This window comes from Collimonas sp. OK607, assembly GCF_900111995.1.
In the GTDB taxonomy this organism is placed as follows: Bacteria; Pseudomonadota; Gammaproteobacteria; order Burkholderiales; family Burkholderiaceae_D; genus Collimonas.
The window spans coordinates 56,794-82,140 of sequence record NZ_FOKF01000019.1 but is presented as its reverse complement, the minus strand read 5'-3'; the positions used below and the strand labels follow the sequence as shown (position 1 = coordinate 82,140).

Below are 25,347 nucleotides of genomic sequence, written 5' to 3'. Positions count from 1 at the left end.
GCTTTGTCTTTATTTGCAAAGTAACAACCCGCCTTGATGGCTGACGTTTTTTACTCAGGAGAATATTATGGGACTACTGGATTCGGTACTTGGCGCAATCGGTGGCGGCCAACAGCAAGCGAACGATCCGAAAGCCCTGTTGATCCAGGCTGCGATCGGCATGCTGACAAAACAAGGCGGTGCCGGTGGCGCAGCGGGCGGCCTGGGCGGCTTGCTTAGCGCATTTGAAGGCGCCGGCCTGGGCCAGGTTGCCCAATCGTGGATCAGCAATGGTCAGAACCAGGCGATTTCGCCGGATCAGGTGCAACAGGCGCTGGGCGGCGACAAATTGCAAGAATTGGCACAAGCGGCAGGTATTTCACCTACCGACGCGGCCGGCCACCTGTCGGAAATCTTGCCAGGCCTGGTGGACAAGCTGACACCACATGGCGAAGCGACCGCAGCTCCTGGCGGCCTGGACCTGGGCGGCTTGCTGGGCGGTCTGCTGGGTGGCAACAAGCAGGCCTGAACTGGCTAACGCTGATTGACCAACGCAAACCGTTCGACAAAAATCGCCCTCAGGGGCGATTTTTTTTGGCGATTACAATCTTCGCTGCATCACAATTAGTATCCAAAATTCAATAAAATAGCCGTTTTATCAATTAAAAATCGTGCAATCCGACGCAGTTCGACTTCTTCACAAGGGGAAAACGTCGAAAGCATTTATAATCCAAGGTTTTTGCAATAAATATTCCGGTCACTTCAATGAAGGTATTTCGCGGACTTCCCAACGCCGAATCGCGCGCGCCTTGCGCGCTCACTATCGGCAACTTTGATGGCGTACATCGCGGCCATCAGGTATTGCTCGCGCACGTCCGCAAAGCCGCCACCGAACTGGGGCTGGATGCTGCGGTGATGACGTTCGAGCCGCACCCGCGCGAATTTTTTGCGCAACGGTCGGGCCAGCCGGGCAATATGCCGACCCGCGTCGCCAACCTGCGCGACAAGCTGCAGTCGCTGTCGGCGGCGGGAATAGATCGTGTGATTGTCGAACATTTCAACGCCAGCTTTGCGGCCATGTCGCCCCAGGATTTTATTGAAAAAGTACTGGTTGAAGGCTTGCACGTGAAATGGCTGATGGTGGGCGAAGATTTCTGCTTCGGCTCCCGCCGCGCCGGCAATATCGCCACCTTGATCGAAGCCGGCAAAAAATATGGCTTCCATGTCGAAACCTTGCCGACCGTAATGAACGAAGGCGCGCGGGTATCCTCATCGGCGGTGCGCGCGGCGCTGGCAGCCGGCGATTTCAGCCATGCGCGAGCCCTGCTCGGCCATCCCTATTCGATCTCCGGGCACGTGGTGCATGGCAAGAAACTCGGCCGCACCATCGGCTTCCCCACTTTGAACCTGCGTGTCAGCCATAAACTACCGGCCTTGTCGGGTATTTTTACCGTTAAAGTACATGGCCTGGCCGAACAGCCGTTGCCGGCGGTGGCCAGCATCGGCGTCCGCCCTACCGTGGACGATAGCGGGCGGGTGCTGCTGGAGAGTTATATTCTCGATTTCGCCGGCGATTGCTACGGCAAACTGATACAGGTCGAATTTTTGCAAAAACTGCGCGACGAAGAAAAATATGTCGACTTGCCTACCCTGACTGCCGCGATTGCGCGCGATGTCACCAATGCACGCGCATATTTCCGCCAGCATGATACGGCTGCAGTTTCGGCCACAGATCGAATTTGACGCTGTTCTCACGGTTGTCTTGACTATGCCCCAGCTCAACGCGCTCTGCCTGCGCGTAGCCCCACTGAATTCCATTGAAGAAAATTATGTCCGATCAGACCAGCAAACCAGAAAATAATAAAGCAGCGAAGCCACAAGGCAAGCCGCAAAGCAAATACCCGGTCAACATGACCGAGACGCCATTCCCGATGCGCGGCGACCTGGCCAAGCGCGAGCCGCAATGGGTCAAGCAATGGCAAGAAAAGAAAGTCTACGAACGGATCCGCAAAGCCTCCAAGGGCCGCCCGAAATTCATCCTGCATGACGGTCCGCCATATGCCAACGGCGAAATCCACCTGGGTCACGCCGTCAACAAGATCCTCAAGGACATGATCGTCAAGGCCCGCAACATGGCCGGTTTCGATGCACCTTACGTGCCGGGCTGGGATTGCCACGGCATGCCGATTGAAATCCAGATCGAGAAAAAATACGGCAAGAATTTGCCGGTAGCGGAAGTGCAAGCCAAGGCGCGTGCCTACGCCAACGAACAGATCGACCTGCAAAGAAAAGACTTCATCCGCCTCGGTGTATTGGGCGAATGGGACAATCCGTACCTGACCATGGCCTTCGGTAACGAGGCCGACGAACTGCGCGCGCTTGGCACCATCCTGGAAAAGGGTTATGTCTATCGTGGCCTGAAGCCGGTCAACTGGTGTTTCGATTGCGGCTCTGCTCTGGCCGAGGCCGAAGTCGAATACCAGGACAAGCGCGACCCGTCGATCGATGTCGGCTTCCCGTTTGCCGAACCGGAAAAGATCGCCGCCGCATTTGGTTTGCCAGCGCTGCCGACCGATCAAGGTTATGTGGTGATCTGGACCACCACCCCGTGGACCATCCCTTCCAACCAGGCCCTCAACGTCCACCCTGAAATCGACTACGCGCTGGTGCAGACCACCCGCAACGGCGCACCCTTGCTACTGATCCTGGCGCAAGACCTGGTCGAAGATTGCCTGCAACGTTTCGGCCTCGAAGGCAAAGCGATCGCTACCTGTAAGGGCGAAGCGCTGGCGTCGATCAATTTCAAACACCCGCTGGCCACAGCCGATGCCGGCTACGATCGCCTGTCGCCGGTCTACCTGGGCGACTACGTCACCACCGACAGCGGCACCGGCATTGTCCACTCGGCGCCAGCCTACGGTATCGAAGACTTTATCTCATGCAAAGCGCATGGCATGAAGGACGACGACATCATCAGCCCGGTCATGGGCGACGGCAAGTTCGCATCCTGGCTGCCGTTCTTTGCTGGCATGACTATCTGGGAAGCTTCCAAGCCGATCTGCGGCAAGCTGGAAGAAGTCGGCGCGCTGTTCAAGCTGGTGATGTTCGATCACAGCTACATGCATTGCTGGCGCCATAAAACTCCGATCATCTATCGCGCCACTTCGCAATGGTTCGCCAGCATGGACAACCTGCCGAAGGATGGCCACCCGAGCCTGCGCGCAACCGCCATGCAAGCGATCGAAGATACCGCGTTCTTCCCTGGCTGGGGCAAGGCGCGCCTGCATGGCATGATCGCCAACCGTCCCGACTGGACACTGTCGCGCCAACGCCAATGGGGCGTGCCGATGGCGTTCTTCGTACACAAGGAAACCGGCCAGCTGCATCCACGTACGCCGGAACTGCTGGAACAGATCGCGCAGCGCGTCGAGCAAAGCGGGATCGAAGCCTGGCAGGCGCTGGATCCGAAGGAATTGCTGGGCGACGACGCCGTCAATTACATCAAGAACAAGGACACCCTGGATGTCTGGTTCGACTCCGGCTCCACTCATCAGACCGTATTGCGCGGCTCGCATGCGAGCCAGCTGCAATTCCCGGCCGACCTGTATCTGGAAGGTTCGGACCAGCATCGAGGCTGGTTCCACTCTTCCTTGCTGACTTCGGCCATGTTGAATGGCCGTGCGCCATACAACGCTTTGCTGACGCACGGTTTCGTGGTCGACGGCGAGGGCCGCAAGATGTCGAAGTCGCTCAAAAACGGCGTCGAGCCGCAAAAAGTGGCGGACTCTCTGGGCGCGGAAATCCTGCGCTTGTGGGTGGCTGCCAGCGACTACTCAGGTGAAATCACGATCTCGGACGAGATCCTGAAACGCGTCACCGAATCGTATCGCCGCATCCGCAACACCCTGCGCTTCCTGCTGGCGAATACTTCCGACTTTGATCCTTTGAAGGATGCGGTGCCGATCGCCGACCTGCTGGAAATCGACCGTTATGCGATCGCCAGCATGACGCAGCTACAAGCCGATATCCTGCAACATTACGAGACTTACGAATTCCATCCGGTGATCTCGAAATTGCAGATGTACTGCTCGGAAGACCTCGGCGGTTTCTATCTCGATATCCTGAAAGATCGCCTGTACACCAGCGGTGTCAGTTCGGCGGCTCGCCGTTCCGCGCAAACTGCGATCTGGCACATCACCCAGGCGTTATTGCGCGTGATGGCGCCGACGCTGTCGTTCACTGCGGAGGAAGCCTGGTCCTTCTTCGCCAGCCCGGAAGCTTTTGCCGCCAGCGATGAAACCATTTTCACCCAAACCTACTACACGCTGCCGGAAATCAGCGATGCCGCGGCCCTGATCGAAAAATTCAGCGCCGTGCGTGCTGTGCGCGCCGACGTCACCAAGCAACTGGAAGAAGTCCGGGTCGCAGGCGGCATCGGTTCTTCACTGCAGGCGGAAGTTGAAATCAAGGCGGCTCCGGCGAAATATGCGCTGCTCAACAGCCTGGGCGACGACCTGAAGTTTGTCCTGATCACTTCCAGCGCAACTGTGTCGGAAGTGGCGACAGAGGCCGAAGAAACGATTCTGGTAACGCCGTCAGCGCAGCAGAAATGCGAACGTTGCTGGCATTACCGGGCCGATGTCGGCAGCCACCCGGAGCATCCTGGTTTGTGCGGACGCTGTGTTGCCAATTTGTTCGGCAACGGTGAAGATCGGCATTTTGCTTAACTCTTAAATTAAGTCGCTGAATTAAATCAAGCGCAGTTTGCAATCGTCCTGGTACGGTCTTGCAAGCTGCGCATTTTTTGCCACACAGCTGAGAACCTACGCAATTCATATGGCCACAAAAAAACGCACGTCCATTTCTTCATCTTCCTCCAAATTCGGTCTGGCGCCATGGCTTGCCATCGCTGCGCTGGTGTTGGTGATCGATCAACTCACCAAGATCACGATTGTGCGGCTGTTCAGCTACGGCGAATCGCTAGCGGTAACTTCATTCTTCAATCTGGTGCTGGTGTACAACAAGGGCGCTGCGTTCAGTTTCCTTTCCACCGAATCCGGATGGCAGCGCTACTTTTTCACCGCGCTCGGTATCGCAGCTGCGCTGTTCATCACTTTCCTGCTGAAACGCCATGCCGGACAACGTATGTTTTGCACCGCGCTGGCATTGATCCTGGGCGGCGCCGTCGGCAATGTGATCGACCGCATCGCCTACGGCCATGTGATCGACTTTCTCGACATCTACGTGCGCAACTGGCACTGGCCGGCTTTCAACATCGCCGATAGCGCGATCTGCGTCGGTGCGGTATTGTTTGTTATTGATGAATTGCGTCGCGTAAATAAATAATTGAATCAATAATTGATCCAATTATTTATTGAGTAACCGATAAGCGTTCTACCATCCAGGAGTAAATATGGATCTCGCTGGTAAAAAAATCGTGCTGGGACTGACCGGCGGCATCGCCTGCTACAAGGCGGCGGAATTCACGCGCGCCATGATCAAGGCCGGCGCTTCAGTGCAGGTCGTCATGACTGCGGCCGCGATGCACTTCATCACGCCGGTCACCATGCAAGGCTTGTCCGGCAAGCCTGTATTCACCGATCAATGGGATGCGCGCATCGGCAACAACATGCCGCATATCGACCTGACGCGTGATGCAGATGCCATCGTGATTGCACCCTGCTCCGCCGATTTCATCTTCAAGCTGGCGCACGGCGCCTGCGACGACTTGCTGTCGACGCTATGCGTGGCGCGTCCCGCTACCGTGCCCTTGCTGGTCGCGCCCGCGATGAATGTCGAGATGTGGCAAAACCCGGCAACCCAACGCAACCTGACACAACTGCTGGCAGACGGTATCCAGCTGCTCGGCCCCGATGCCGGCGAGCAGGCTTGCGGCGAAGTCGGCATGGGCCGCATGCTGGAAGCAAATCAATTGCTGGAAGAAGTGATCGCCTCGTTCCAGCCCAAGCTGCTCAAAGGTAAGCGCTTGCTGCTGACTGCCGGCCCGACTTTCGAACCGATCGATCCGGTACGCGGCATCACCAATCTTTCATCCGGAAAAATGGGTTATGCGGTAGCCCGCGCGGCTTATGAAGCCGGCGCGGAAGTCACCTTGGTGTCAGGCCCGACAGCACTCACGACACCTTACGGCGTGCGCCGCATCAGCGTCCAGACCGCGCAGCAAATGCACGATATCGTGATGGCGCAGCTGGCCGGCGCCGACAGCCGCACTGACGTCTTCGTCGCAGTAGCGGCAGTCGCAGACTGGCGCGTAGCCAACGCCAGTGCGCAAAAACTGAAAAAGAACGCCGACGGCAGCGCGCCCGAATTGGTGTTCGAACAAAACCCAGACATTCTGGCAACAGTTGCGGCATTGCCGAAACCGCCTTACTGTGTCGGTTTTGCTGCCGAGTCAGAGAACTTGCTGCAATACGGCGAAGTCAAACGCATCAGGAAAAATGTGCCGCTGCTGGTCGGTAATATCGGCCATGACACGTTTGGCAAGGACGATAATCAATTAGTATTGTTTGATGCCGACGGCCACACCAGCTTGCCACGCGCCGGCAAACAACAGCTGGCGCGCCAGCTGATTGCCGCAATTGCCAGTCGTCTTACGTAGTGAACTGTAACAGCCAATTCAAGAGTGCCTGTCACGTATCGACTGTTACAGTCCACTGAATCTCGAATTTCTATATTGCTGCCTGTTTCACCGCCAGCGGTTTGCATCAAAAATCAGAGGTAGTTTCATGAATACCTGGCAGGATTAATCCTGCCATGCTTGTTGTACCTGCAATTATTGCTTCACCCTTTTCTTCATTTTTCGTTTTTCATTTTTCATTTTTCATTTAATAGATTGTTACAAAATTCCATGAATATCATCGACGTCAAAATTCTCGACCCACGCATGCAAGATCAATTGCCGGCTTACGCCACCGAAGGCAGTGCGGGCCTGGACCTGCGCGCCTGCCTGGACGCCGCGCTGACGATCAAACCCGGTGAAACCCACCTGATTCCGACCGGCCTGGCGATTCACATCGGCGACCCTGCTTATGCCGCCATGATCCTGCCGCGCAGCGGCCTAGGCCATAAACATGGCATCGTGCTGGGGAACCTGGTGGGCCTGATCGACTCTGATTACCAGGGTCAGTTAATGGTTTCTACCTGGAACCGCGGAACGACCGAATTTACCCTCAACCCGATGGAACGGCTGGCGCAATTGATTATTGTGCCTGTTGCACGTGTCCGTTTTAATGTTGTATCAGATTTCGAGAGCAGCGAACGCGGCGCAGGCGGCTTCGGCAGCACCGGAAAACATTGATGGAGAAATTAATGAGATTGACGAATTTGACGCGCGGCGCCGGATGGCAAGGCGCCAAACGTTATGCGGCACTGACGTTGCCGGTGCTGTTTCTGGCAGCCTGTGCCACGCAGGAGCCTGGTACAGGCACCGCGCCGCCACGGACTGCGTCGACAGTCTCTCCCAAATCTGTAGCGCCGGCACTGTCGCCACAGCAAACAGAGCTGAAAGCGTTAATCGGCTTGCAAGACCGTTTGTACGACGTCGCCGCTCCTTTGCTGGTGAATAACGCGGTATTGTGCAGAAACAATGCACGTAACCTGCTTGGTTTCACCGCCAAGACAAAATACTCCTATACGCCAGAATTCGTTGATGCGGCAGCTGCCCTGGGCCTGAGCGATCAACTGCAAGTGACCGGCGTGCTGGCCGGCAGCGGCGCCGCCAAGGTCGGCCTGCAACGTGGCGACAAGCTGGTAACGATCCAGGACAAGCCGGTGCCGGTCGGCGCCGATGCTGAACGCCAGACCGCCCTGCTGCTGGGCCCGCTGGTGAATGGCCGCAACAGCATCAAGCTGACGGTCGCGCGCAACGGCAACAACCAGACCATGAACATCCCGCTGACCCGCGCCTGCGCCTTTGGCATCGAACTCGGCAATACCGAGAACGTGATCAGTTATGCCGATGGCCGACGCGTGCTGATCAGCAGCGGCATGATGAAATTCACCAAGAACGACGATGAACTGGCCCTGGTGATTGCCAAGGAAATGGCGCACAACACGCTGACCCATCCGGCGCGCCAACGCAGCACTGCCACCATGACCGGTGTGATCGACAACCTGATCCGCTTGCGGCCTGATACAGCAGCATTGAACGGTATGGCTGGCGTCAAGCCTTACCCGCAACAGATGGATGCGGCAGCCGACAAGCTGGCGTTGTACATGGTTGCGCGTGCCGGCTACAAGGTCGACAATGCTGCAGCTTTCTGGCAACGGCTGGCGACTACCTATCCGGCCAGCGCGCTGAATGGCTACACAGCGATTCATCCGGGCACCGACTATCGGTTATCGGCGATCCAGCAAGCCGTGACGGATATCCAGGCCAAGCGGGCCACCGACACTGCGATACTGCCGTAGGAATGTAGGGTGGGCATTTTGCCCACGCTACAAAAAAGCCTGAATCACTTGCGTGAATTCAGGCTTTTTTAACGAGCGGATTCGGATTAATCCGAAATTATTCCACTTCCACCGTTTCCTCCGGCGCCGCAGGCGAGGACGAATCCTTTTCTGCGAAATCCAGGCTGATCTGATCCTTGTCGTCCAGATCGACGGTCACCCGGCCGCCAGTCACCAGCTTGCCGAACAACAGTTCGTCTGCCAGCGCCTTGCGTATCATGTCCTGGATCAGACGTGACATCGGACGCGCACCCATCAACGGATCGAAACCCTTCTTGGCCAGGAATTTCCGTAAATTCTCGGTGAAGACCGCTTCCACTTTTTTCTCATGCAACTGCTCTTCCAGCTGCATCAGGAACTTGTCGACCACGCGCAAGATGACTTCTTCATCCAGTGCACGGAAGCTGATGATGGAATCGATGCGGTTGCGGAATTCCGGCGTAAACATACGCTTGATATCCGCCATCTCGTCGCCGGCTTCTTTCTTCTCGGTGAAGCCGATCGAACGTTTTTGCAGACTCTCTGCACCGGCATTGGTGGTCATGATAATGATCACATTGCGGAAATCCGCCTTGCGTCCATTATTGTCGGTCAATGCACCGTGATCCATCACCTGCAACAGGATATTGAAAATGTCCGGATGGGCTTTTTCAATTTCATCCAGCAGCAATACCGCATGCGGTTTCTTGGTCACGGCCTCGGTCAGCAAACCGCCCTGGTCGAAACCGACATAACCCGGAGGCGCGCCAATCAGGCGGCTCACCGCGTGACGCTCCATGTATTCGGACATGTCGAAACGGATCAGGTCGATGCCCATGATAAATGCCAGCTGCTTGGCCACCTCGGTCTTGCCGACGCCGGTCGGACCGGAGAACAGGAAAGAACCAATCGGCCGGTCGGTCTTGCCCAAACCGGCACGCGCCATCTTGATCGCCGACGCCAAGGCATCGATCGCCGGATCCTGGCCGAACACCACATTGCGCAAATCGCGGTCGATGGTTTGCAGTTTACTGCGATCGTCCTGGTTGACCGACTGCGGCGGAATCCGCGCAATCTTGGCGATGATGTCTTCGATCTCGCCCTTGCCTATGGTTTTTTTCTGCTTCGACTTAGGCAGGATGCGTTGCGCCGCACCGGCTTCATCGATCACGTCGATTGCCTTGTCGGGCAGATGACGGTCGTTGATGAAACGCGCCGCAAGTTCGGCCGCACTGGTCAGTGCGGAGGCCGAGTACTTGACGCCGTGATGTTCTTCAAAGCGCGATTTCAAGCCGCGCAGGATCTGCACGGTTTGTTCTACCGTCGGTTCGTTGACGTCGATCTTCTGGAAGCGACGCGACAACGCGTGGTCCTTTTCAAAGACGCCGCGGAATTCCGTATAAGTGGTCGCACCGATGCATTTCAGCTGGCCGCTGGACAAAGCCGGTTTCAGCAGATTGGACGCATCGAGCGTGCCGCCGGAAGCCGAACCGGCGCCGATGATCGTATGGATCTCGTCGATAAACAAGATACCGTGCGGACTGTCTTTCAATTGCTTGAGCACCGCTTTCAGGCGCTGCTCGAAATCGCCGCGGTATTTGGTACCGGCCAGCAGCGAACCCATGTCGAGCGAGTAGACAATCGCATTTTGCAAAATTTCAGGGACTTCACCCTGAGTGATGCGCCATGCCAGTCCCTCTGCAATCGCAGTCTTGCCGACACCGGCTTCGCCGACCAGCAAAGGATTATTCTTGCGACGACGGCACAAGGTCTGGATCACGCGTTCGACCTCGTACTCACGGCCGATCAGCGGATCGATTTTTCCTTCGGTCGCCAGCTTGTTCAGGTTTTGCGTAAACTGATCGAGCGGGCTCTCTTTAGCCTGGCCTTCGGCTTGCACTTCTTCCGCGCCTTCCGAAGATTTCTGCGTATCGGCTTGCTGATCTTTGCGCACACCGTGCGAAATGAAGTTGACCACGTCGAGACGCGTCACGCCTTGCTGATGCAGGTAATACACAGCATGCGAATCCTTCTCGCCGAAGATGGCGACCAGCACGTTAGCGCCGGTCACTTCCTTCTTGCCGTTGGAGGCCGATTGCACATGCATGATGGCGCGTTGGATAACGCGCTGGAAACCCAGGGTAGGTTGGGTATCCACTTCATTCGAACCCGGCACCGTCGGCGTGTTGTCGCCAATGAAGATAGCCAATGTCTTGCGCATATCGTCAATATTGACCGCACACGCACGCAGCACTTCTGCCGCGGACGGGTTGTCGAGCAATGCCAGCAGCAGGTGTTCAACCGTGATGAACTCGTGCCTTGCTTGTCGTGCTTCGACAAACGCCATGTGCAAACTTACTTCCAGTTCCTGCGCAATCATGCTTCCTCCATCATGCATTGCAGGGGGTGCCCTGCTTTGCGTGCGTGCGTTAATACCAGTTCAACCTTGGTGGATGCAATATCTTTAGGATACACACCACACATACCTTTGCCATCGCGATGCACCTTCAACATTATCTGCGTTGCGGCTTCGCGATCCTTGTTGAAGTATTCCTGCAAAATGGCAACCACGAACTCCATTGGCGTGTAGTCATCATTAAGCAAAAATACCTGATACATGGGAGGCGGCTTGAGCTTTTGCTCTTGCCGCGTCGCTACTGTCCCGTCTTCGTGCTTGGTTACCATGCGCCTATTCTAAAACCTTCCGCCAAATGCGCAACGCGCAACTCTGAATAATTAGTGTTTATATCGATACTGATGTTGATATTACGCGTTTTCCGATTGCTATGCAGATGACGATAGAAGAGATTAAATCAAGAGCAGAAAACGATGCGTATGCACAAATTTAATTGCATAATGGAAATTACTTGACTTTTTTATTTTTAACGCGAACAATGACATTCATTAATAAGCATGTTTCGGCTTGTTAATAGAAGTGAGCAAGTTCTAGGAGGGGCAGCGTTACGCGAGGCTTCTTGCTTTTACGGCTCGTGTGATTGTTATTATTTGAAAGACGCTATTTTATGGCAACAGGTACAGTCAAGTGGTTCAACGATTCTAAGGGCTTCGGCTTTATCACTCCGGATGACGGCGGTGAAGATTTGTTTGCACACTTTTCCGCAATCCAGATGAACGGCTTCAAGACCCTCAAAGAAGGTCAAAAAGTCCAGTTCGAAGTCACGCAAGGCCCTAAAGGCAAGCAAGCTTCTAACATCCAGGCTCCTTAATTCAGTTATTGAGTTAAGTGGTCTTTGTAAAAAACCTCACTGCGGTGAGGTTTTTTTATTTGTAGCAATCAATGCACGAAAAAAAAAGCCAGAACACGTTCTGGCTTTTTTTGTAAAAACGGCAAACTTACATGTTTTCAATCAATACTTCGCCGAAACCGGAGCAAGAAACCTGCGTTGCACCTTCCATCAAGCGTGCGAAGTCGTAGGTGACCTTTTTCGAAGTGATCGATTTTTGCATCGATTCAATGATCAGGTCTGCAGCTTCGAGCCAGCCCATATGGCGCAACATCATTTCCGCCGACAGGATCAGCGAACCTGGATTGACGTAGTCTTTGCCAGCATACTTTGGCGCAGTACCGTGGGTTGCCTCAAACATGGCCACTGAATCCGACAGATTGGCGCCAGGAGCGATGCCGATACCGCCGACTTGTGCTGCCAGGGCGTCGGAGATGTAGTCGCCGTTCAGGTTCAGGGTGGCGATGACGCTGTATTCATTCGGACGCAACAGGATTTGTTGCAAGAATGCATCAGCAATCGAATCCTTGACGATGATTTCGCGGCCAGTCTTCGGGTTCTTGAATTTCGCCCATGGACCGCCATCGATCAATTCAGCGCCGAATTCTTTTTGCGCCAGTGCGTATGCCCAGTCACGGAAGCCACCTTCGGTGAACTTCATGATATTGCCCTTGTGGACAATGGTGACGGATGGTTTGTCGTTGTCGATAGCGTATTGGATCGCCTTGCGAACCAGACGCTCGGTGCCTTCACGCGAAACCGGCTTGATGCCGATACCGGAAGTATTCGGGAAACGGATCTTCTTGACGCCCATTTCCTTGATCAGGAAGTCGATCAGCTTCTTGGCGCCGTCGCTACCCTCTTGCCATTCGATACCAGCATAGATGTCTTCCGAATTTTCGCGGAAAATCACCATATCGGTCTTCTCTGGCTCACGCACCGGCGAAGGCACGCCCTTGAAGTAACGCACCGGGCGCAGGCAGACATACAAGTCCAGCTCTTGGCGCAGGGCCACGTTGAGCGAACGGATACCGCCGCCAACTGGTGTCGTCAACGGGCCTTTGATCGATACAACATAATCCTTGATCGCGGCCAGGGTTTCTTCCGGCAGCCAGACGTCGGGACCATATACCTTGGTCGATTTTTCGCCTGCAAACACTTCCATCCAGCTGATCTTGCGCTTGCCTGCGTATGCCTTGGCTACAGCGGCGTCCACTACCTTGATCATGACCGGGCTGATATCTACACCAGTGCCATCGCCTTCGATGTAAGGAATGATTGGATTGTCAGGAACGTTGATCGAAAAATCGGCGTTGACGGTGATTTTTTGGCCTTCAGCAGGCACTTTGATATGTTGGGACATCAGTGTATCTCCGGAGTTGAGGAGGTAAAAGCTACCAGTGCAGTTGGATTTGAAACACAGTTAGTCTTATATAAGACATAAGACAGGCATTTCGTATTATGCACTAGTATTTTACTAGACGCTATGCTTTTGCGACGCCGGCGCCGTGGCTGACACGATGGCTAAGCTGCATTCAAGCTGTATACTAGGCGCATGTCTCTGATTTTATTCAACAAACCATTTCAAGTGATGTGCCAGTTTTCAGCACACCCCGGCCGCCCTACGCTCGCCGACTATATCAAGATTCCCGATATCTATCCGGCCGGACGCCTGGATGCCGATAGTGAAGGATTATTGTTACTCACCGATGACGGCAAGCTGCAGCACAACATCAGCCACCCCGCGCTGAAACAGCCAAAAACTTATATGGTGCAGGTCGAAGGCGCTCCGACCCAGGCTATGCTGGCGCACTTGCGGAACGGCGTCGATCTCGGCGACTTCCGCAGCAAGCCGTGCCAGGCGCGCCAAATCGAGGAACCTGACTGGCTATGGCCGCGCGATCCGCCGATACGCCAGCGCCAGGACAAACCCACCAGCTGGCTGGCGCTCACCCTGACCGAAGGAAAAAACCGCCAGGTGCGGCGCATGACAGCGGCGGTGGGATTACCCACCTTACGGCTAGTGCGAGTCTCGATCGGCCAGGTATCGCTGCAAAGCCATCCGTTGTGGCCGGGTGAGTCGGTTGAGATCAACCCGGCCGATCTGACTGACTTAAAAAAATAGCGGAGACGCGGTGAACACAATGGAATACAGCGCAGATACAATTTGAAACAGGTTTCTGATTTTTTCAAAAAAAAATGTCAACCATCTGTTTCCGAGCGTCGTTAATTGCAGTGATTCAAGTGAATCATAGATTGATTAACTCGCTAACTGAATGGATTTTAAAATGAAAAAACTGATCGCTGTTCTGATTGCCGGCCTGTTCGCTTCCTCCGTTTTCGCTGCTGACGCCGCACCTGCAGCACCTGCCGCACCTGCTGCTGCTGCCACTGCAGCTTCGACTCCTGCTCCTGCAGCCAAGAAGGCAACACACAAAGTCAAGAAGGCTAAAAAAGCAGCTAAAGCTAAAGCTGCGAAAGCTGAAGCTCCAGCAGCTGAAGCCGCTCCTGCTGCGAAGTAATTCCAGCATCAGCTTCGATAAAGGCAGGCGCGTCCTGCCTTTTTTTACGTCCTGAAACAATTAATATCCACCGCGGACACTCCGCTGTCGAATTACCTCTCTGTATAATCTCCGCATCCTAAAGGAGCTTCTACAACATGAATAACATGAGAAAAATTCGCGCTAATTACCTCTCCGCAGCCTTTGCAGCCATCGCAATCTTCTCCTTTGCCGTATTGCCGGCAGCAGCGCAAGAAAGCCAGCAGCTCCCGACCACCCCCCTGAATATCGGTATCCACGTGATCAAAGCCGAGGTTGCGCACACAGATGCGCAACGCGAACAAGGCCTCATGTTCCGCAAGAAAATGGGGAGCAACGAAGGGATGGTATTTGTATTCGATAATCCGGCAGGCATCTGCATGTGGATGAAAAACACCCTGATCCCGCTGTCAGTCGCATTCATCGATGCCAAGGGCACCATCCTGAATGTCGAGGAAATGAAAGCGCAGACGCTGGACTCGCATTGCGCCCAGGGCGCCGCATCTTATGCGCTGGAGATGAACAAGAGCTGGTTCAAGGACAAGAATATCAAAGCCGGCGCCGTGATCCAAGGTTTGCCGCAGCTATAAGCGACACACTACCGGCGGCAACTCCCTGAGCACTTGCCGCCGGGATGATTGAAAAATCAAACAAAACCAAGTCAAACAAAAACAAGCCAAACAGAAAAACCCTGCATAACGCATGTTATGCAGGGTTTTTCTTATTCCAACAACAATTTAGTACAACCGGCAGCCGGGGCTGCCCGTCAAATACTATTAAGCAGCCAGCGCTTTCAGAGCAGCGTTCAAACGGCTCTTATGGCGTGCAGCCTTGTTCTTGTGAATGATTTTCTTGTCCGCGATACGGTCGATAACCGATACGGATTTTTGCAGAACCAGCGCTGCAGCAGCTTTGTCGCCACCAGCATCGATTGCCTTGCGAGCAGCTTTGATAGCTGTACGCAGGGTCGAACGCTGACTGGAGTTGTGCAGGTTTTGCTGAACTGCTTGACGAGCACGCTTACGTGCTTGTGCGGTATTTGCCATTTATATTTCCTAAAACGAGGTCGGGAATGCTTACGCGGCATAAACAAACCAGACCGCGACGCAGAATTCTGTAAAGCCACGGATTATAACCAGTTTTTCTCAAACAGGCAAACTCCCCTTGCTTTGGAAACAATTCTGTCGCAAGAAAGCACTGTTGCCATGATGCAACCAACCTTCCTGGTATATCGTACTTGCTGCGGGAACAATCCGGCCCAGACTTTATCACAGTCAACAGACTGCGCCGACAGCAAGCAAACTCTTGCAAACGCGGCAAAAATTAACCTTATTTTCCAAATCCTGAGAAAGCTGCGGCAGGCGATCTGCTACAGCTATAATGCCGCTCCATGAACTTGCATAAAACGCTTGCCACCGTCTCTGGCATGACCATGGTGTCACGTGTGACGGGCCTGATTCGCGAAATCCTGTACGCGCGCGCATTCGGTGCCGACGGCTACACAGACGCCTTCGCCATCGCTTTCCGTATTCCCAATCTGTTGCGCCGGCTGTTTGCCGAAGGCGCCTTTTCACAAGCCTTCGTGCCCATCCTGGGTGAATACAAAAACCAGAAAGGCGAGGCCGCGACCAAGGAACTGGTCGATCATGTCGCCACCGTGCTGACCTGGGCCATGTTGTTTACCTGCATCATCGGTATCCTGGCCACGCCGGTGCTGGTGTATTTCATCGCCACCGGCCTGAAAGACAACAAAGAAGTATTCGGTGCCTCGGTGTTCATGACCAGGATCATGTTCCCCTACATCGGCTTCATGTCTTTTGTCGCCCTGGCCGGCGGGATTCTGAATACGTGGCATGAATTCAAGATTCCGGCTTTCACCTCGGTACTGCTTAACCTGGCTTTCATTGTCGCCTCGCTATTTGTCGCCCCCTATCTGGAACATCCCATCTATGCGATGGCATTTGCGGTGCTGGTTGGTGGCGTATTGCAGGTTGCGCTTCAGGTGCCGGCGCTGATCAAGGTCGGCATGCTGCCGCGGATTGCCCTCAATCCCATGATCGGCATGCGCGATCTCGGCGTACAGCGAGTGTTGAAAAAAATGGGGCCTGCGGTATTTGCCGTATCTGCCGCTCAACTCAGTTTGCTGATCAATACCAATATCGCTTCGCGCCTGGGGCATGGCAGCGTTTCTCTATTGACCTATGGCGACCGCTTGATGGAATTCCCGACGGCGTTGCTGGGCGTTGCCCTCGGCACCATCTTGTTGCCTAGCTTGTCGAAAGCCAATGCGGACAAAGACCACGGCGAATACTCGTCGCTGCTGGACTGGGGTCTGCGACTCACCTTTTTGCTGGCGCTGCCGTCTGCAGTCGGCCTGGCTACCCTGGCGGTGCCGCTGACGTCAACGTTGTTCCAGCACGGTAAATTCGATGCGGCCTCGGTCGCGGTCACCAGCCAGGTCCTGATTGCCTATGGCGTCGGCTTGATCGGCCTGATTGTGGTGAAAATCCTGGCGCCGGGCTTTTACGCCAAACAAGACATCAGGACCCCGGTCAAGATTGCGATCGGCGTATTGATCGCCACGCAATTGATGAATTACATCTTTGTGCCGATTTTTGCAGTGGCCGGCCTGGCGCTGTCGATCAGCGTCGGCGCCTGCCTGAACGCCGGCTTCCTGCTGTGGAGCCTGATGCGACGCGGCATATACAAACCTGAGGCTGGCTGGATCCGCTATTTCATGCGTCTGCTCGGCGCCCTGTTCCTGATGGCGGCCGTAGCTCTGTGGTGTAGCCAGCAATTCGACTGGACCGGACCGCATACCAGCTCGCTGGCGCGCATCGCCGCCTTGTGCGCTGTGCTGGCGGCTTGCGGCGTTACCTATTTTGGCGCACTGCTGGCGATGGGATTCCGTTTCCGCGATTTCAAACGTATTGCGCGTTAAATTAAACGCAATGAGCAAGCGCAAGGGTCAACGCAAGATCATCAGCGTTTGCGTGCCAGCGTCAGTCCGTCGCCGATCGGCAACAGCGACAGGTCGATGCGGTCATCCTGATGCAGTTTGATGTTCAGCGCTTGCAAAGCGAGCGTATCGGCGCTGGTATCGTGCGTCGCCACTTTGCCACTCCATAAAGTATTATCGATGGCGATCAACCCTCCGCGCCGCAGCAACTGCAGGCAACGTTCGTAATAGCCGTCATAGCTGGTCTTGTCGGCATCGATGAAAGCAAAATCGTATTGACCGGCTTCACCTGCGGCCAAACGCGCATCGAGCGTCTCCAGCGCTGGCCGCAGCTGCAAATCGATCTTGTGCCTGACTTGCGCCTGCTCCCAAAATGGTTGGCCGATCTGCGTATATTCGTTACTGATATCGCAAGCCAGCAGCTTGCCGTCATCGGGCAGAGCCAACGCCACTGACAGCGCGCTGTACCCGGTGAAGACACCGATTTCAATGGTGCGCTTCGCCCCCATCAGCTTGATCAGGAGTCCCATGAATTGTCCCTGCTCGGGCGAAATCTGCATGCCCGCATATGGATGGCTGCGCGTAGCGGCACGCAAAGCCTCTTGCGCCGGATGTTCGCGGATCGAATGATCTAATACATATTGGTAGAGCTTATCGTCGAGATTGAGTGTGCGGTCAGACATGTCTTAGTTCTCCTGAATAAGGATATCAAGCGTGAGGAATAAGTGTTAGGAACAAACGTAAAACCACGCCCTTATTCGCCCAGGTTCTCATGATGCGCGACGGCGCCGCGCTTCCAGTAGGCTGCAGCGCGAATCGCGTGGCGGCCAACACCTTTTTCTTCCACCAGCACACGGCGTAGTGTCGCAATGGCGCCCGCTTCTCCCGCGCACCACGTATAGCCTTCGCCGCCCGGCAGAGTCAACGTGCGAACTGCGTCTATCCATTGTGCCGCGTCGCTGACCCAATGTATATCGACGGTCGCCGCACTTTGCAAGACACGGCGGTCGCTGACATCGGGCACCAGCATCACCACGATGGCGTAGGTATTGGCAGGAAGCTCTTCCAGTCGCCGCGCAACTGCCGGCAAAGCCGTCTCGTCGCCGCACAGAAGATGCCAGTCGTAGTCTAGCGGAATCACAAACGAGCCGCGCGGCCCGGCAATGGTGGCAAGCTGGCCCACGCTCGCCTGCGCCGCCCAGCTGGCGGCGGGGCCGTCGCCGTGCAGCGCGAATTCCAGCGTCAGTTCGCCGGCGGCGGCATCGTAGTGCCGTGGCGTATAGTCGCGCCAATCTTTGGTATCGCCGTCTGGGTTCAGAATCAGTTTGACGTGGTCGTCGAACGACGCGCTGATGAAATCGCCCAGGGACTCGCCGGCGAATGTGACACTGCGAAAATGCGGACTGACAGATGCGACCCGCACTACTTGCAGGTCACGTCGCTTGATCTCATGGCGTAGTCGTTGTACGCGGCTGACGGGCGGGTCTATAATCATGTGACCATCCTTAGAATTGATTGATAATGTCTCCTATAATGCGCAAATCAAATGACAAAGTCAACCATTTAGAAAAAAATCCGGAAGAAGGCGTGCTGGATCTGATTCACACCGTCATGCATCAATACCGTTCGCAACAGTTCCAGACGCTACGCGACGGTCCGCACGACGTCACTCACATGGAATGGAAGGTATTGAGCTATTTCGGCCATCACCCCGGAGCAACGCAAAGTGATCTGGCACGCAAGACTGGACGCGACAAGGCACAGTTGGCGCGGCTGATAAAGGGCTTGCGCGACCGTGGGCTACTCGATGGCGAGGCCGACGAAACCGACCGGCGCAACACCAGGCTGACGCTTTCCGATGCCGGACAGTCGGTACAACGCGCTCTGCAACAGCAAGCCAGGCGGCTCAATGCTAAAGCGGTACAAGGCATGCAGCAGGAAGAACAGCGCGAACTGCTGGCGCTCTTGAATCGTTTGAAAAACAATCTGGACGCCTGAGTTTTTCTAGGACGATGTCAAAATAATTCCGCATGACAACATGCAAAATCGGAACGAGTGGAACAGCCGGCCACGGTTTCTCCTATCGCACTGGAGAAAATAGTTTGCTAGGATAGAGTCATGACGACCACATCCTTAGATTACTTTACTGCGCTGGTGCAACAAGCCAATGATGTTCCTTTGTTCGAAGCAGCACTGGCGATCGCGCAGGATGCCTATCCCAAACTGGATTTCAACGCGCCCCAGGATGAGCTGGACCGGCTGGCCAAGACCTTGCGCCAGCGCTTGCCGTCGGACGCTTCGGCAATCCAGAAACTACGTCAGCTGAATCAGTTCTTCTACCAGGAGCTGGGATTCGCGATCAACGTCAATCATTATTACGACACTGACAACAGCTATCTGCACCGGGTTATCGCCAAGCGACGCGGTATTCCGATTTCGCTGGCAGTGATTTACTTGGAACTGGCGCAGCAGATCGGCTTGCCGGTAAAAGGCGTATCCTTCCCTGGCCATTTCCTGATGAAACTCACGGTGCCTTCCGGCGACATCATGATCGATCCGAGCAATGGCGCCAGCCTGTCGCGCGAAGAACTGGAAGAACGGCTGGAGCCATATCTGCCTACGGAAAACGAGGAAGAAAGAGCGGCCAGCCGGCTCTCGCTGATCAGCTATCTGCAGATCGCCCACCCGCACGACATCCTGGTCCGCATGTTGCGTAATCTGAAAGCTATCTACCAGCAAAGCAATCACTGGCAACGGCTGTTGGAAGTACAGCAACGGATCTTGATCCTGTTGCCCGGCGATGCCGTAGAACGGCGCGACCGCGGACTAGCGTTCGCGCAGCTGGATTGCCCGCAAGCAGCATTGGAAGATCTGGAAAATTATCTGGCGCAACGGCCGCACGCATCTGATGCGGCTGCTCTGTACCAGCAAGCCATCGAATTGCGCGAGGCGTGCCGGCGTTTGAATTAGTTGTTCGAATTAGTAGTTTGAATTAGTTACCTGGGCATTGGCGGCCGGCCACTCGCTGCGTAGGAGCGATAGCTGCAGCATGTCATGGTATTGGCCGCCCCAGTAACCAACCTGGCGCAGGCGGCCTTCATCGACAAAACCGAGTTGGCGCAGCAGCTTGAGAGAAGCCAGGTTATCCGGATGCACCATGGCTTCAATGCGATTCAGCGCCATATGTGCGAAACCCCAGGTCATGACTGCCGCCAATGTCTCCCGCATGAATCCCTGTTTCTGGGCATGTGCAGAGAGTTCATAGCCGATCATGCATTTGCGCCAGTTCCTGTCCCACTTGAACAAACCACATGTGCCTAGCAACTGGTCCCGTTCACGGGCTTGAATTCCCCAGCGCGCGCCCGGATTTTCATCCAGGCGCCAGCTGGAAAATCGCTTGATCAAGCCCTGCGCAGCTGCCAGGTCTTTTAATGGATCGTTGCCGAACCAACGCATCAGATCAGGGTCGCCGTGCATGGCGAATATCTGCTCTGCATCGCGTTCGACTATCTCGCGTAACAGCAGGCGTTCGGTCTGGATAAAGGGGAAAGCTGTTGTTTCGCTCATTAAAACTACGCCCTTGAATAAAAGGTTACCTAGAAATCCTGATTGAATGCGTCACTGCCTTCCCGCCTGCCGCCACGGCTTGTCGGGTTAGCCCTTGGTACGCGCCTCGATCACTTCCCACTTTTCCAGGCTCTCTAGCAGCAAGCCGTCGATTTCAGCGAACCTGTCGTTGAGGCGCTTCACTTCGTCCGGTTTTTGCTTGTACAGATCAGGATCGGCCAGTTGGCTTGAAATGGCTTTTTGTTCCGCTTCCAGCTTGGCGATCAGCAACGGCAATTCTTCCAGCTCACGCTGCTCTTTATAACTGAGTTTTTTCTGCTTGGCTGCAGCTTGAACCGGTTCAGCTTTCGCTTCGGCCTTGGCTTTGGCAATCACTGCCGATTGGGTCGGACGCACACGTTCCCAATCGGTATAGCCACCGACATATTCACGCCACATACCATCGCCTTCAGCGGCAATCACCTGGGTCACCACGTTGTCGAGGAAGGTACGGTCATGGCTGACCAGGAACACGGTGCCGTTGTAGTCTTCCAGTAACTCTTCCAGCAATTCCAGCGTATCGATATCCAGATCGTTGGTCGGCTCGTCCAGCACCAGCACGTTGGCCGGCTTGGCAAACAAACGCGCCAGCAGCAGACGATTACGCTCGCCACCGGACAGCGATTTCACCGGCGAACGCGCACGTTCCGGCGCAAACAGGAAATCGTTCAGATAAGTCATTACATGCTTGCGCTGGCCGTTGATCTCAACCCAGTCGCTACCCGGCGCGATGGTGTCGGCCAGGCTGGCGTCTTCGTTCAGCTGCGCGCGCATCTGGTCGAAATACGCGATCTGCAATTTGGTGCCCTGCTTGATCGCGCCGCTATCCGGCTGATCTTCGCCAAGAATCAGCTTCAGCAAAGTGGTCTTGCCGGCGCCGTTCTGGCCGATCAGACCAACCTTGTCGCCACGCAAAATGGTGGCGGTAAAGTCGCGTACGATCGCTCTTTCACCATAGGATTTGTTGACATCGGTCAGCTCGGCGACGATCTTGCCGGAGCGCTCGCCCGACGACACATCCAGCTTGACCTGGCCTTGTTGATCGCGCCGTACACTACGCGCAACCCGCAAAGCTTCCAGGCGCCTGACGCGGCCTTCGTCGCGTGTGCGGCGCGCTTGCACGCCCTTACGGATCCAGATTTCTTCTTGCGCCAGGAATTTGTCGAACTTGGCGTTCTCGACTTCTTCGTTTTCCAGCTGCTCAGCCTTACGCACCTGATACGCCGTGAAATTGCCGGGGAAAGACAGGATGCGGCCGCGATCCAGTTCGATGATGCGCGTCGCGACGTTGTCCAGGAAACTACGATCATGGGTAATAAACAGCACGCTACCTTTATAGTCGCGCAGCAAACCCTCGAGCCACATGATCGAGCTGAAATCCAGATGGTTGGTCGGTTCGTCAAGCAGCAAGACATCGGGCGCGCTCACCAGGGCGCAGGCCAGCGCGACGCGCTTTTGCATACCGCCCGAGAGTTGCCCCATCAGCAGATTCTTATCCAGGTTCAAGCGATCCAGCGTGGTCTCGACCTTGTTGCTCAGGCTCCAGGCGTCGGCGGCATCGAGCTTGCTCTGTATCTCGTGCATGCGCTCCAAAAGGGCGTCGTCGTTATCGCCGCCGAACTGGCCGGTCAGTGAATCGTATTCGTTCAGCAATGCCTGCATTTCGCCCATGCCGGATGCAACTGCGTCGAACACCGACATCTCGGATTCGAAATGCGGTTCCTGATCGACATAGGCGATCTTGATACCTTGCTGCATCACCATCAAGCCATCGTCCAGCTTGGACACACCCGCGATGGTTTTCAGCAACGACGATTTGCCGGTGCCATTACGGCCGATCAGGCCGACCCGCTCCCCCGATTCGAGGGAAAATTCCGCGCGATCCAGCAATGCAACGTGACCAAAGGCGAGTTGCGCATTGGAGATAGAAATGACAGCCATAATTTGGATGAAACCAGAAAAAGAAAGATCTGCGGAGCGCTACGCCAGATGGCTACATAAGCGGCATCACGCAGTCAATTGGATGAATGAACCGCACATTGTACCTAACCTCGGAGATCTGGTCGTATATTTGTCAAACCCGACACCCTCACCGGGCTGCTGCTCCCTGCTCACGGGCCTTTTTGTCCTGCAATGTGGCGTTACAAAATATTTATGAAAATACATTGCCAAAAAGAAATTTGAGACCTATATTATTTCCACCTGGAAACATCCATCTTCGAGCTGGCGCTGTGCCATGGCGTAGGTAATCTGACCTGATTTTAGAAAAATAATATCACTGTAAAGACAAGGGCAAAGCGCACGCAGCCTTTTGCCTCTCACATGCATATAACAGGGAGAAAACCATGGACCCACTACTAGGGCAGCTACTGATACCAAAATATGACGCGCCATTGGTTTTACTGTCATACATGATCTCATTCTGGGGCGCATTGCTAGCCCTGCAATGCGCCAAATCCATGTTTCGCAAAGATGGTACGCTGGATTTCGGCATGACTATCTGCGCCGCCGCCTCGCTTGGCGGTATCGGCATCTGGTCGATGCATTTCCTCGCCATGCAAGCGTATCGCCTGACCGTGCCGATCGCCTACGATGTGGTGCTCACCGCGGCATCGTTGCTGGCTGCGATCATAATTTCCGGCATCGCGCTTTACCTGGCCGGCGGCCATGGCAAGTTCAAGGTATCCGGCTGGCTGGCGGGAAGCATGCTTGCAGGAGTAGGGGTATGCGTGATGCATTACATGGGCATGTATGCGATGAACCTGCGCGCCACCATGCTGCTCAATCCGCGCATCGTCGTGATTTCGATAGTCATAGCGATTGCCGCCGCCTCTGCTGCGTTATGGCTGGCTTTCAATCTGACCCGGCTGTTGCATAGGGTGATAGCGGCGCTGGTGATGGCGCTGGCGGTCTGCAGCATGCACTACGTCGGCATGTTTGCCGCCAACATGATCTGCACCAGCGACGCCCCGCTGATCCCGCTGAAAATCGGCGGCAATTACCTCGACGTTTCGGTCTATGCGGTCGCCGGCTTGCTGTCCCTGTGCATTTTCTGGGTGGTGCTGGGGCGCAGCATGGACGAAAACAAGCTGGCGGAAACCTTGCGTTGAGCGAGGCCGTAGTCGTGACGCTTCGCCATTCGCGGCGTCACGCTACATGTCAAAACGCTTCATGATGCCGATCGTCATCAGATCGGCGTCATTCTTGTTCTTGAAAGTGACCACCCGGCCGAAGTCGGCGAAACCTCTCATGCCGTGGCCCAGATCACGACCAACCTGCAAGCTGATCAAGCCATTTACTTTCCAGTTGTCCGAATCGCGTTTATTGACTGCCAGATAGGGTCCGGCGCCGGCACTGATATTCCAATGTTCGGCAATCGGCTGCACATACCAGCCTTCTGCGGCAATCCCGTGCCGATTCACGCGCACGCCATCATCCCCTTCTTCTATCGCGGAAACCGAAGCGGCCCATGGTCCGTAATATTTTTTAGCTTCCAATGCGTAGCTAAACCGTTTGCCTGGCCCCGATTGATTGGTCTGGGCAAAACCGCCCAGCGCCGCCAGCCATAATCCGCGATCGCCTCCCTCATCTGGCGCGCTCACGTGCGTTGCGCCGAGTTCCTTGCCGATGCCGACCAGAAAGCCATCCGACGACGGCGCGCCAGGCGTCAGCACGTGGTTGTACGCCAGCCGGATGCTGAGACCGGGTGAGAACTGATCCAGACGCGCCAGCAGCGCCACGGAAAACAAACCGCCCAGGCGCCTGTCGTCTATTTCCGTGCCATTGACGGTGGTTCTGTTCATGCTGAAATACGGACCGGCGCCCAGTTCAAGATCAAAACTTGGCTGCAGTTTTTGGCGGTAGACCATCTGGGCTGCGTAACCATCGCGATGATTGTTATCGGGATGGCCCTCGTTGTAGTACACGTAGTCAAGCCGTGTGCTGCCGCCGGCCGGCAGATGTCCGCCGGCAGACAGTCCAAACAGATCGATAACCGGCCCGAACCTGATTTCCGCGGCACGCCAACGCATCGGCTTCTGGGTGTCCAGGCTGGTGCCGTAAAGTATGCCGTTACCGAGCGCGGCCGAGACGTAGCTGTTGTCAGGCGCTGGTGCTAACGGTGGTAAAGCCTTGGCGTCATCTGCCTGAGCGAGGGGATGCCAGCAAAGAAACGTGCATGCCAGCGCGAAACTGCAAATTGCTTCGTTTTTCTTAGACATAGCCGCTTTCTGTTGGTGGCTGATTCTATTGGATCGATGCGAAGTGATTTTGTTTCATTTTTTGATTTGAGAAACAAACATTCCCATAATCAATATATACCACATACCTCCCGTAGCCGCGGCCGGCTTCTGCGGCTTGGCTTGGCATTGAAGAGAAATACGGGGCTTACGGTGACTTACTGGTTTTTTATAGGGGATTTGGTCCCGCCAACAGGAATCGGACCTGTATCTAGCGCTTAGGAGGCACTCGTTCTATCCATTGAACTATGGCGAGACGGGGTAAATCAATGGGAGGAATAAGTCTTTGATTTTATGGGATATACCCAGCAAATTCAATAACTTACGAGCGA

Annotated in this window: 24 protein-coding genes and 1 tRNA gene; 15 read left to right on the top strand and 10 right to left on the bottom strand. The window is 55.1% G+C overall.

What is annotated here, in order from left to right; genetic code table 11:
- The first annotated feature begins 67 nt into the window (after nt 1-67).
- The 7 genes from BM029_RS14500 to BM029_RS14470 all read left to right on the top strand — a co-directional run bounded on the left by BM029_RS14500 (nt 68) and on the right by BM029_RS14470 (nt 8,409).
- The gene (locus BM029_RS14500) at nt 68-508 is read left to right on the top strand and encodes a YidB family protein (RefSeq protein ID WP_092437135.1); all 441 of its coding nucleotides are present in this window, start codon (nt 68-70) and stop codon (nt 506-508) included.
- Between the two features lie 236 nt (nt 509-744).
- Nucleotides 745-1,722, top strand: coding sequence for a bifunctional riboflavin kinase/FAD synthetase (locus BM029_RS14495; protein ID WP_092437133.1), 978 nt, complete (start codon nt 745-747; stop codon nt 1,720-1,722).
- Nucleotides 1,723-1,808: 86 nt separating this feature from the next.
- On the top strand, nt 1,809-4,706 hold the full coding sequence (gene ileS, locus BM029_RS14490) for an isoleucine--tRNA ligase (RefSeq protein WP_092437131.1): 2,898 nt from the start codon (nt 1,809-1,811) through the stop codon (nt 4,704-4,706).
- 109 nt (nt 4,707-4,815) lie between these two features.
- Complete coding sequence (gene lspA, locus BM029_RS14485; RefSeq protein WP_092437129.1) at nt 4,816-5,325, top strand: signal peptidase II; 510 nt, start codon at nt 4,816-4,818, stop codon at nt 5,323-5,325.
- Between the two features lie 67 nt (nt 5,326-5,392).
- The gene (gene coaBC, locus BM029_RS14480; protein ID WP_092437128.1) at nt 5,393-6,598 is read left to right on the top strand and encodes a bifunctional phosphopantothenoylcysteine decarboxylase/phosphopantothenate--cysteine ligase CoaBC; all 1,206 of its coding nucleotides are present in this window, start codon (nt 5,393-5,395) and stop codon (nt 6,596-6,598) included.
- Nucleotides 6,599-6,847: 249 nt separating this feature from the next.
- Nucleotides 6,848-7,297, top strand: coding sequence for a dUTP diphosphatase (gene dut / locus BM029_RS14475; RefSeq protein WP_092416411.1), 450 nt, complete (start codon nt 6,848-6,850; stop codon nt 7,295-7,297).
- Nucleotides 7,298-7,308: 11 nt separating this feature from the next.
- Nucleotides 7,309-8,409 carry a M48 family metallopeptidase gene (locus BM029_RS14470; protein ID WP_170851084.1) on the top strand — a complete coding sequence of 367 codons (1,101 nt, stop codon included), beginning with the start codon at nt 7,309-7,311 and terminating at the stop codon, nt 8,407-8,409.
- Between the two features lie 97 nt (nt 8,410-8,506).
- On the opposite strand, the gene clpA is transcribed toward BM029_RS14470, so the two are convergent.
- Together clpA and clpS are read right to left on the bottom strand one after the other, a co-directional pair.
- Nucleotides 8,507-10,807 carry an ATP-dependent Clp protease ATP-binding subunit ClpA gene (gene clpA / locus BM029_RS14465; protein ID WP_092437125.1) on the bottom strand — a complete coding sequence of 767 codons (2,301 nt, stop codon included), beginning with the start codon at nt 10,805-10,807 and terminating at the stop codon, nt 8,507-8,509.
- On the bottom strand, nt 10,804-11,112 hold the full coding sequence (gene clpS, locus BM029_RS14460; protein WP_014007243.1) for an ATP-dependent Clp protease adapter ClpS: 309 nt from the start codon (nt 11,110-11,112) through the stop codon (nt 10,804-10,806). Before clpS ends, clpA begins: the two co-directional genes overlap by 4 nt.
- 338 nt (nt 11,113-11,450) lie before the next feature.
- Here clpS and BM029_RS14455 point away from each other — a divergent pair, with 338 nt between their 5' ends.
- The gene (locus tag BM029_RS14455) at nt 11,451-11,654 is read left to right on the top strand and encodes a transcription antiterminator/RNA stability regulator CspE (RefSeq protein ID WP_009665919.1); all 204 of its coding nucleotides are present in this window, start codon (nt 11,451-11,453) and stop codon (nt 11,652-11,654) included.
- 127 nt (nt 11,655-11,781) lie between these two features.
- Here BM029_RS14455 and icd read toward each other — a convergent pair whose 3' ends face one another.
- Nucleotides 11,782-13,035: an NADP-dependent isocitrate dehydrogenase gene (icd, locus tag BM029_RS14450; RefSeq protein WP_092437123.1), complete on the bottom strand. Its 1,254-nt coding sequence runs from the start codon at nt 13,033-13,035 to the stop codon at nt 11,782-11,784.
- 192 nt (nt 13,036-13,227) lie between these two features.
- On the opposite strand from icd, the gene BM029_RS14445 reads away from it, so the two are divergent.
- The 3 genes from BM029_RS14445 (at nt 13,228) to BM029_RS14435 (ending at nt 14,802) form a co-directional block, all read left to right on the top strand.
- Nucleotides 13,228-13,797: a pseudouridine synthase gene (locus BM029_RS14445; RefSeq protein WP_092437121.1), complete on the top strand. Its 570-nt coding sequence runs from the start codon at nt 13,228-13,230 to the stop codon at nt 13,795-13,797.
- Nucleotides 13,798-13,960: 163 nt separating this feature from the next.
- The gene (locus BM029_RS14440) at nt 13,961-14,194 is read left to right on the top strand and encodes a hypothetical protein (protein WP_092437119.1); all 234 of its coding nucleotides are present in this window, start codon (nt 13,961-13,963) and stop codon (nt 14,192-14,194) included.
- 146 nt (nt 14,195-14,340) lie between these two features.
- Nucleotides 14,341-14,802 carry a DUF192 domain-containing protein gene (locus tag BM029_RS14435; RefSeq protein ID WP_170851085.1) on the top strand — a complete coding sequence of 154 codons (462 nt, stop codon included), beginning with the start codon at nt 14,341-14,343 and terminating at the stop codon, nt 14,800-14,802.
- Nucleotides 14,803-14,988: 186 nt separating this feature from the next.
- Here the strand turns inward: BM029_RS14435 and rpsT are convergent, their stop codons facing one another.
- On the bottom strand, nt 14,989-15,258 hold the full coding sequence (gene rpsT, locus BM029_RS14430) for a 30S ribosomal protein S20 (RefSeq protein WP_038486574.1): 270 nt from the start codon (nt 15,256-15,258) through the stop codon (nt 14,989-14,991).
- Between the two features lie 344 nt (nt 15,259-15,602).
- On the opposite strand from rpsT, the gene murJ reads away from it, so the two are divergent.
- Complete coding sequence (gene murJ, locus BM029_RS14420; RefSeq protein ID WP_092437115.1) at nt 15,603-17,153, top strand: murein biosynthesis integral membrane protein MurJ; 1,551 nt, start codon at nt 15,603-15,605, stop codon at nt 17,151-17,153.
- Nucleotides 17,154-17,194: 41 nt separating this feature from the next.
- Here murJ and BM029_RS14415 read toward each other — a convergent pair whose 3' ends face one another.
- Together BM029_RS14415 and BM029_RS14410 are read right to left on the bottom strand one after the other, a co-directional pair.
- Entirely contained in the window at nt 17,195-17,854 is a 660-nt protein-coding gene (locus BM029_RS14415) for a class I SAM-dependent methyltransferase (RefSeq protein WP_092437114.1), read from the bottom strand.
- 71 nt (nt 17,855-17,925) lie between these two features.
- Nucleotides 17,926-18,666 carry a siderophore-interacting protein gene (locus BM029_RS14410; protein ID WP_092437112.1) on the bottom strand — a complete coding sequence of 247 codons (741 nt, stop codon included), beginning with the start codon at nt 18,664-18,666 and terminating at the stop codon, nt 17,926-17,928.
- Nucleotides 18,667-18,704: 38 nt separating this feature from the next.
- On the opposite strand from BM029_RS14410, the gene BM029_RS14405 reads away from it, so the two are divergent.
- The gene (locus BM029_RS14405) at nt 18,705-19,169 is read left to right on the top strand and encodes a MarR family winged helix-turn-helix transcriptional regulator (RefSeq protein ID WP_092437110.1); all 465 of its coding nucleotides are present in this window, start codon (nt 18,705-18,707) and stop codon (nt 19,167-19,169) included.
- 120 nt (nt 19,170-19,289) lie between these two features.
- Nucleotides 19,290-20,141, top strand: a complete 852-nt coding sequence (locus tag BM029_RS14400; protein WP_092437108.1) for a SirB1 family protein — start codon at nt 19,290-19,292, stop codon at nt 20,139-20,141.
- 9 nt (nt 20,142-20,150) lie between these two features.
- Here the strand turns inward: BM029_RS14400 and BM029_RS14395 are convergent, their stop codons facing one another.
- Together BM029_RS14395 and BM029_RS14390 are read right to left on the bottom strand one after the other, a co-directional pair.
- Nucleotides 20,151-20,738, bottom strand: a complete 588-nt coding sequence (locus BM029_RS14395; RefSeq protein WP_092437106.1) for a GNAT family N-acetyltransferase — start codon at nt 20,736-20,738, stop codon at nt 20,151-20,153.
- An 87-nt stretch (nt 20,739-20,825) separates the two neighbouring features.
- On the bottom strand, nt 20,826-22,718 hold the full coding sequence (locus BM029_RS14390; RefSeq protein ID WP_092437104.1) for an ATP-binding cassette domain-containing protein: 1,893 nt from the start codon (nt 22,716-22,718) through the stop codon (nt 20,826-20,828).
- Between the two features lie 404 nt (nt 22,719-23,122).
- Here BM029_RS14390 and BM029_RS14385 point away from each other — a divergent pair, with 404 nt between their 5' ends.
- On the top strand, nt 23,123-23,887 hold the full coding sequence (locus BM029_RS14385) for an MHYT domain-containing protein (protein WP_092437102.1): 765 nt from the start codon (nt 23,123-23,125) through the stop codon (nt 23,885-23,887).
- 42 nt (nt 23,888-23,929) lie between these two features.
- On the opposite strand, the gene BM029_RS14380 is transcribed toward BM029_RS14385, so the two are convergent.
- Nucleotides 23,930-24,997, bottom strand: coding sequence for a hypothetical protein (locus BM029_RS14380; RefSeq protein ID WP_092437100.1), 1,068 nt, complete (start codon nt 24,995-24,997; stop codon nt 23,930-23,932).
- A 199-nt stretch (nt 24,998-25,196) separates the two neighbouring features.
- A tRNA-Arg gene (locus BM029_RS14375) sits at nt 25,197-25,271 on the bottom strand.
- Nucleotides 25,272-25,347: the final 76 nt, after the last annotated feature.

Coding starts and splice junctions, on each gene's coding strand:
- BM029_RS14390 (WP_092437104.1), bottom strand. CDS start 22,718: ATGGCTGTCATTTCTATCTCCAATGCGCAACTCGCCTTTGGTCACGTT.
- BM029_RS14445 (WP_092437121.1), top strand. CDS start 13,228: ATGTCTCTGATTTTATTCAACAAACCATTTCAAGTGATGTGCCAGTTT.
- BM029_RS14455 (WP_009665919.1), top strand. CDS start 11,451: ATGGCAACAGGTACAGTCAAGTGGTTCAACGATTCTAAGGGCTTCGGC.
- BM029_RS14470 (WP_170851084.1), top strand. CDS start 7,309: ATGAGATTGACGAATTTGACGCGCGGCGCCGGATGGCAAGGCGCCAAA.
- BM029_RS14500 (WP_092437135.1), top strand. CDS start 68: ATGGGACTACTGGATTCGGTACTTGGCGCAATCGGTGGCGGCCAACAG.
- BM029_RS14440 (WP_092437119.1), top strand. CDS start 13,961: ATGAAAAAACTGATCGCTGTTCTGATTGCCGGCCTGTTCGCTTCCTCC.
- BM029_RS14415 (WP_092437114.1), bottom strand. CDS start 17,854: ATGTCTGACCGCACACTCAATCTCGACGATAAGCTCTACCAATATGTA.
- coaBC (WP_092437128.1), top strand. CDS start 5,393: ATGGATCTCGCTGGTAAAAAAATCGTGCTGGGACTGACCGGCGGCATC.
- dut (WP_092416411.1), top strand. CDS start 6,848: ATGAATATCATCGACGTCAAAATTCTCGACCCACGCATGCAAGATCAA.
- BM029_RS14395 (WP_092437106.1), bottom strand. CDS start 20,738: ATGAGCGAAACAACAGCTTTCCCCTTTATCCAGACCGAACGCCTGCTG.
- BM029_RS14410 (WP_092437112.1), bottom strand. CDS start 18,666: ATGATTATAGACCCGCCCGTCAGCCGCGTACAACGACTACGCCATGAG.
- BM029_RS14435 (WP_170851085.1), top strand. CDS start 14,341: ATGAGAAAAATTCGCGCTAATTACCTCTCCGCAGCCTTTGCAGCCATC.
- BM029_RS14495 (WP_092437133.1), top strand. CDS start 745: ATGAAGGTATTTCGCGGACTTCCCAACGCCGAATCGCGCGCGCCTTGC.
- BM029_RS14400 (WP_092437108.1), top strand. CDS start 19,290: ATGACGACCACATCCTTAGATTACTTTACTGCGCTGGTGCAACAAGCC.
- clpA (WP_092437125.1), bottom strand. CDS start 10,807: ATGATTGCGCAGGAACTGGAAGTAAGTTTGCACATGGCGTTTGTCGAA.
- clpS (WP_014007243.1), bottom strand. CDS start 11,112: ATGGTAACCAAGCACGAAGACGGGACAGTAGCGACGCGGCAAGAGCAA.
- lspA (WP_092437129.1), top strand. CDS start 4,816: ATGGCCACAAAAAAACGCACGTCCATTTCTTCATCTTCCTCCAAATTC.
- BM029_RS14385 (WP_092437102.1), top strand. CDS start 23,123: ATGGACCCACTACTAGGGCAGCTACTGATACCAAAATATGACGCGCCA.
- murJ (WP_092437115.1), top strand. CDS start 15,603: ATGAACTTGCATAAAACGCTTGCCACCGTCTCTGGCATGACCATGGTG.
- ileS (WP_092437131.1), top strand. CDS start 1,809: ATGTCCGATCAGACCAGCAAACCAGAAAATAATAAAGCAGCGAAGCCA.
- BM029_RS14380 (WP_092437100.1), bottom strand. CDS start 24,997: ATGTCTAAGAAAAACGAAGCAATTTGCAGTTTCGCGCTGGCATGCACG.
- icd (WP_092437123.1), bottom strand. CDS start 13,035: ATGTCCCAACATATCAAAGTGCCTGCTGAAGGCCAAAAAATCACCGTC.
- BM029_RS14405 (WP_092437110.1), top strand. CDS start 18,705: ATGCGCAAATCAAATGACAAAGTCAACCATTTAGAAAAAAATCCGGAA.
- rpsT (WP_038486574.1), bottom strand. CDS start 15,258: ATGGCAAATACCGCACAAGCACGTAAGCGTGCTCGTCAAGCAGTTCAG.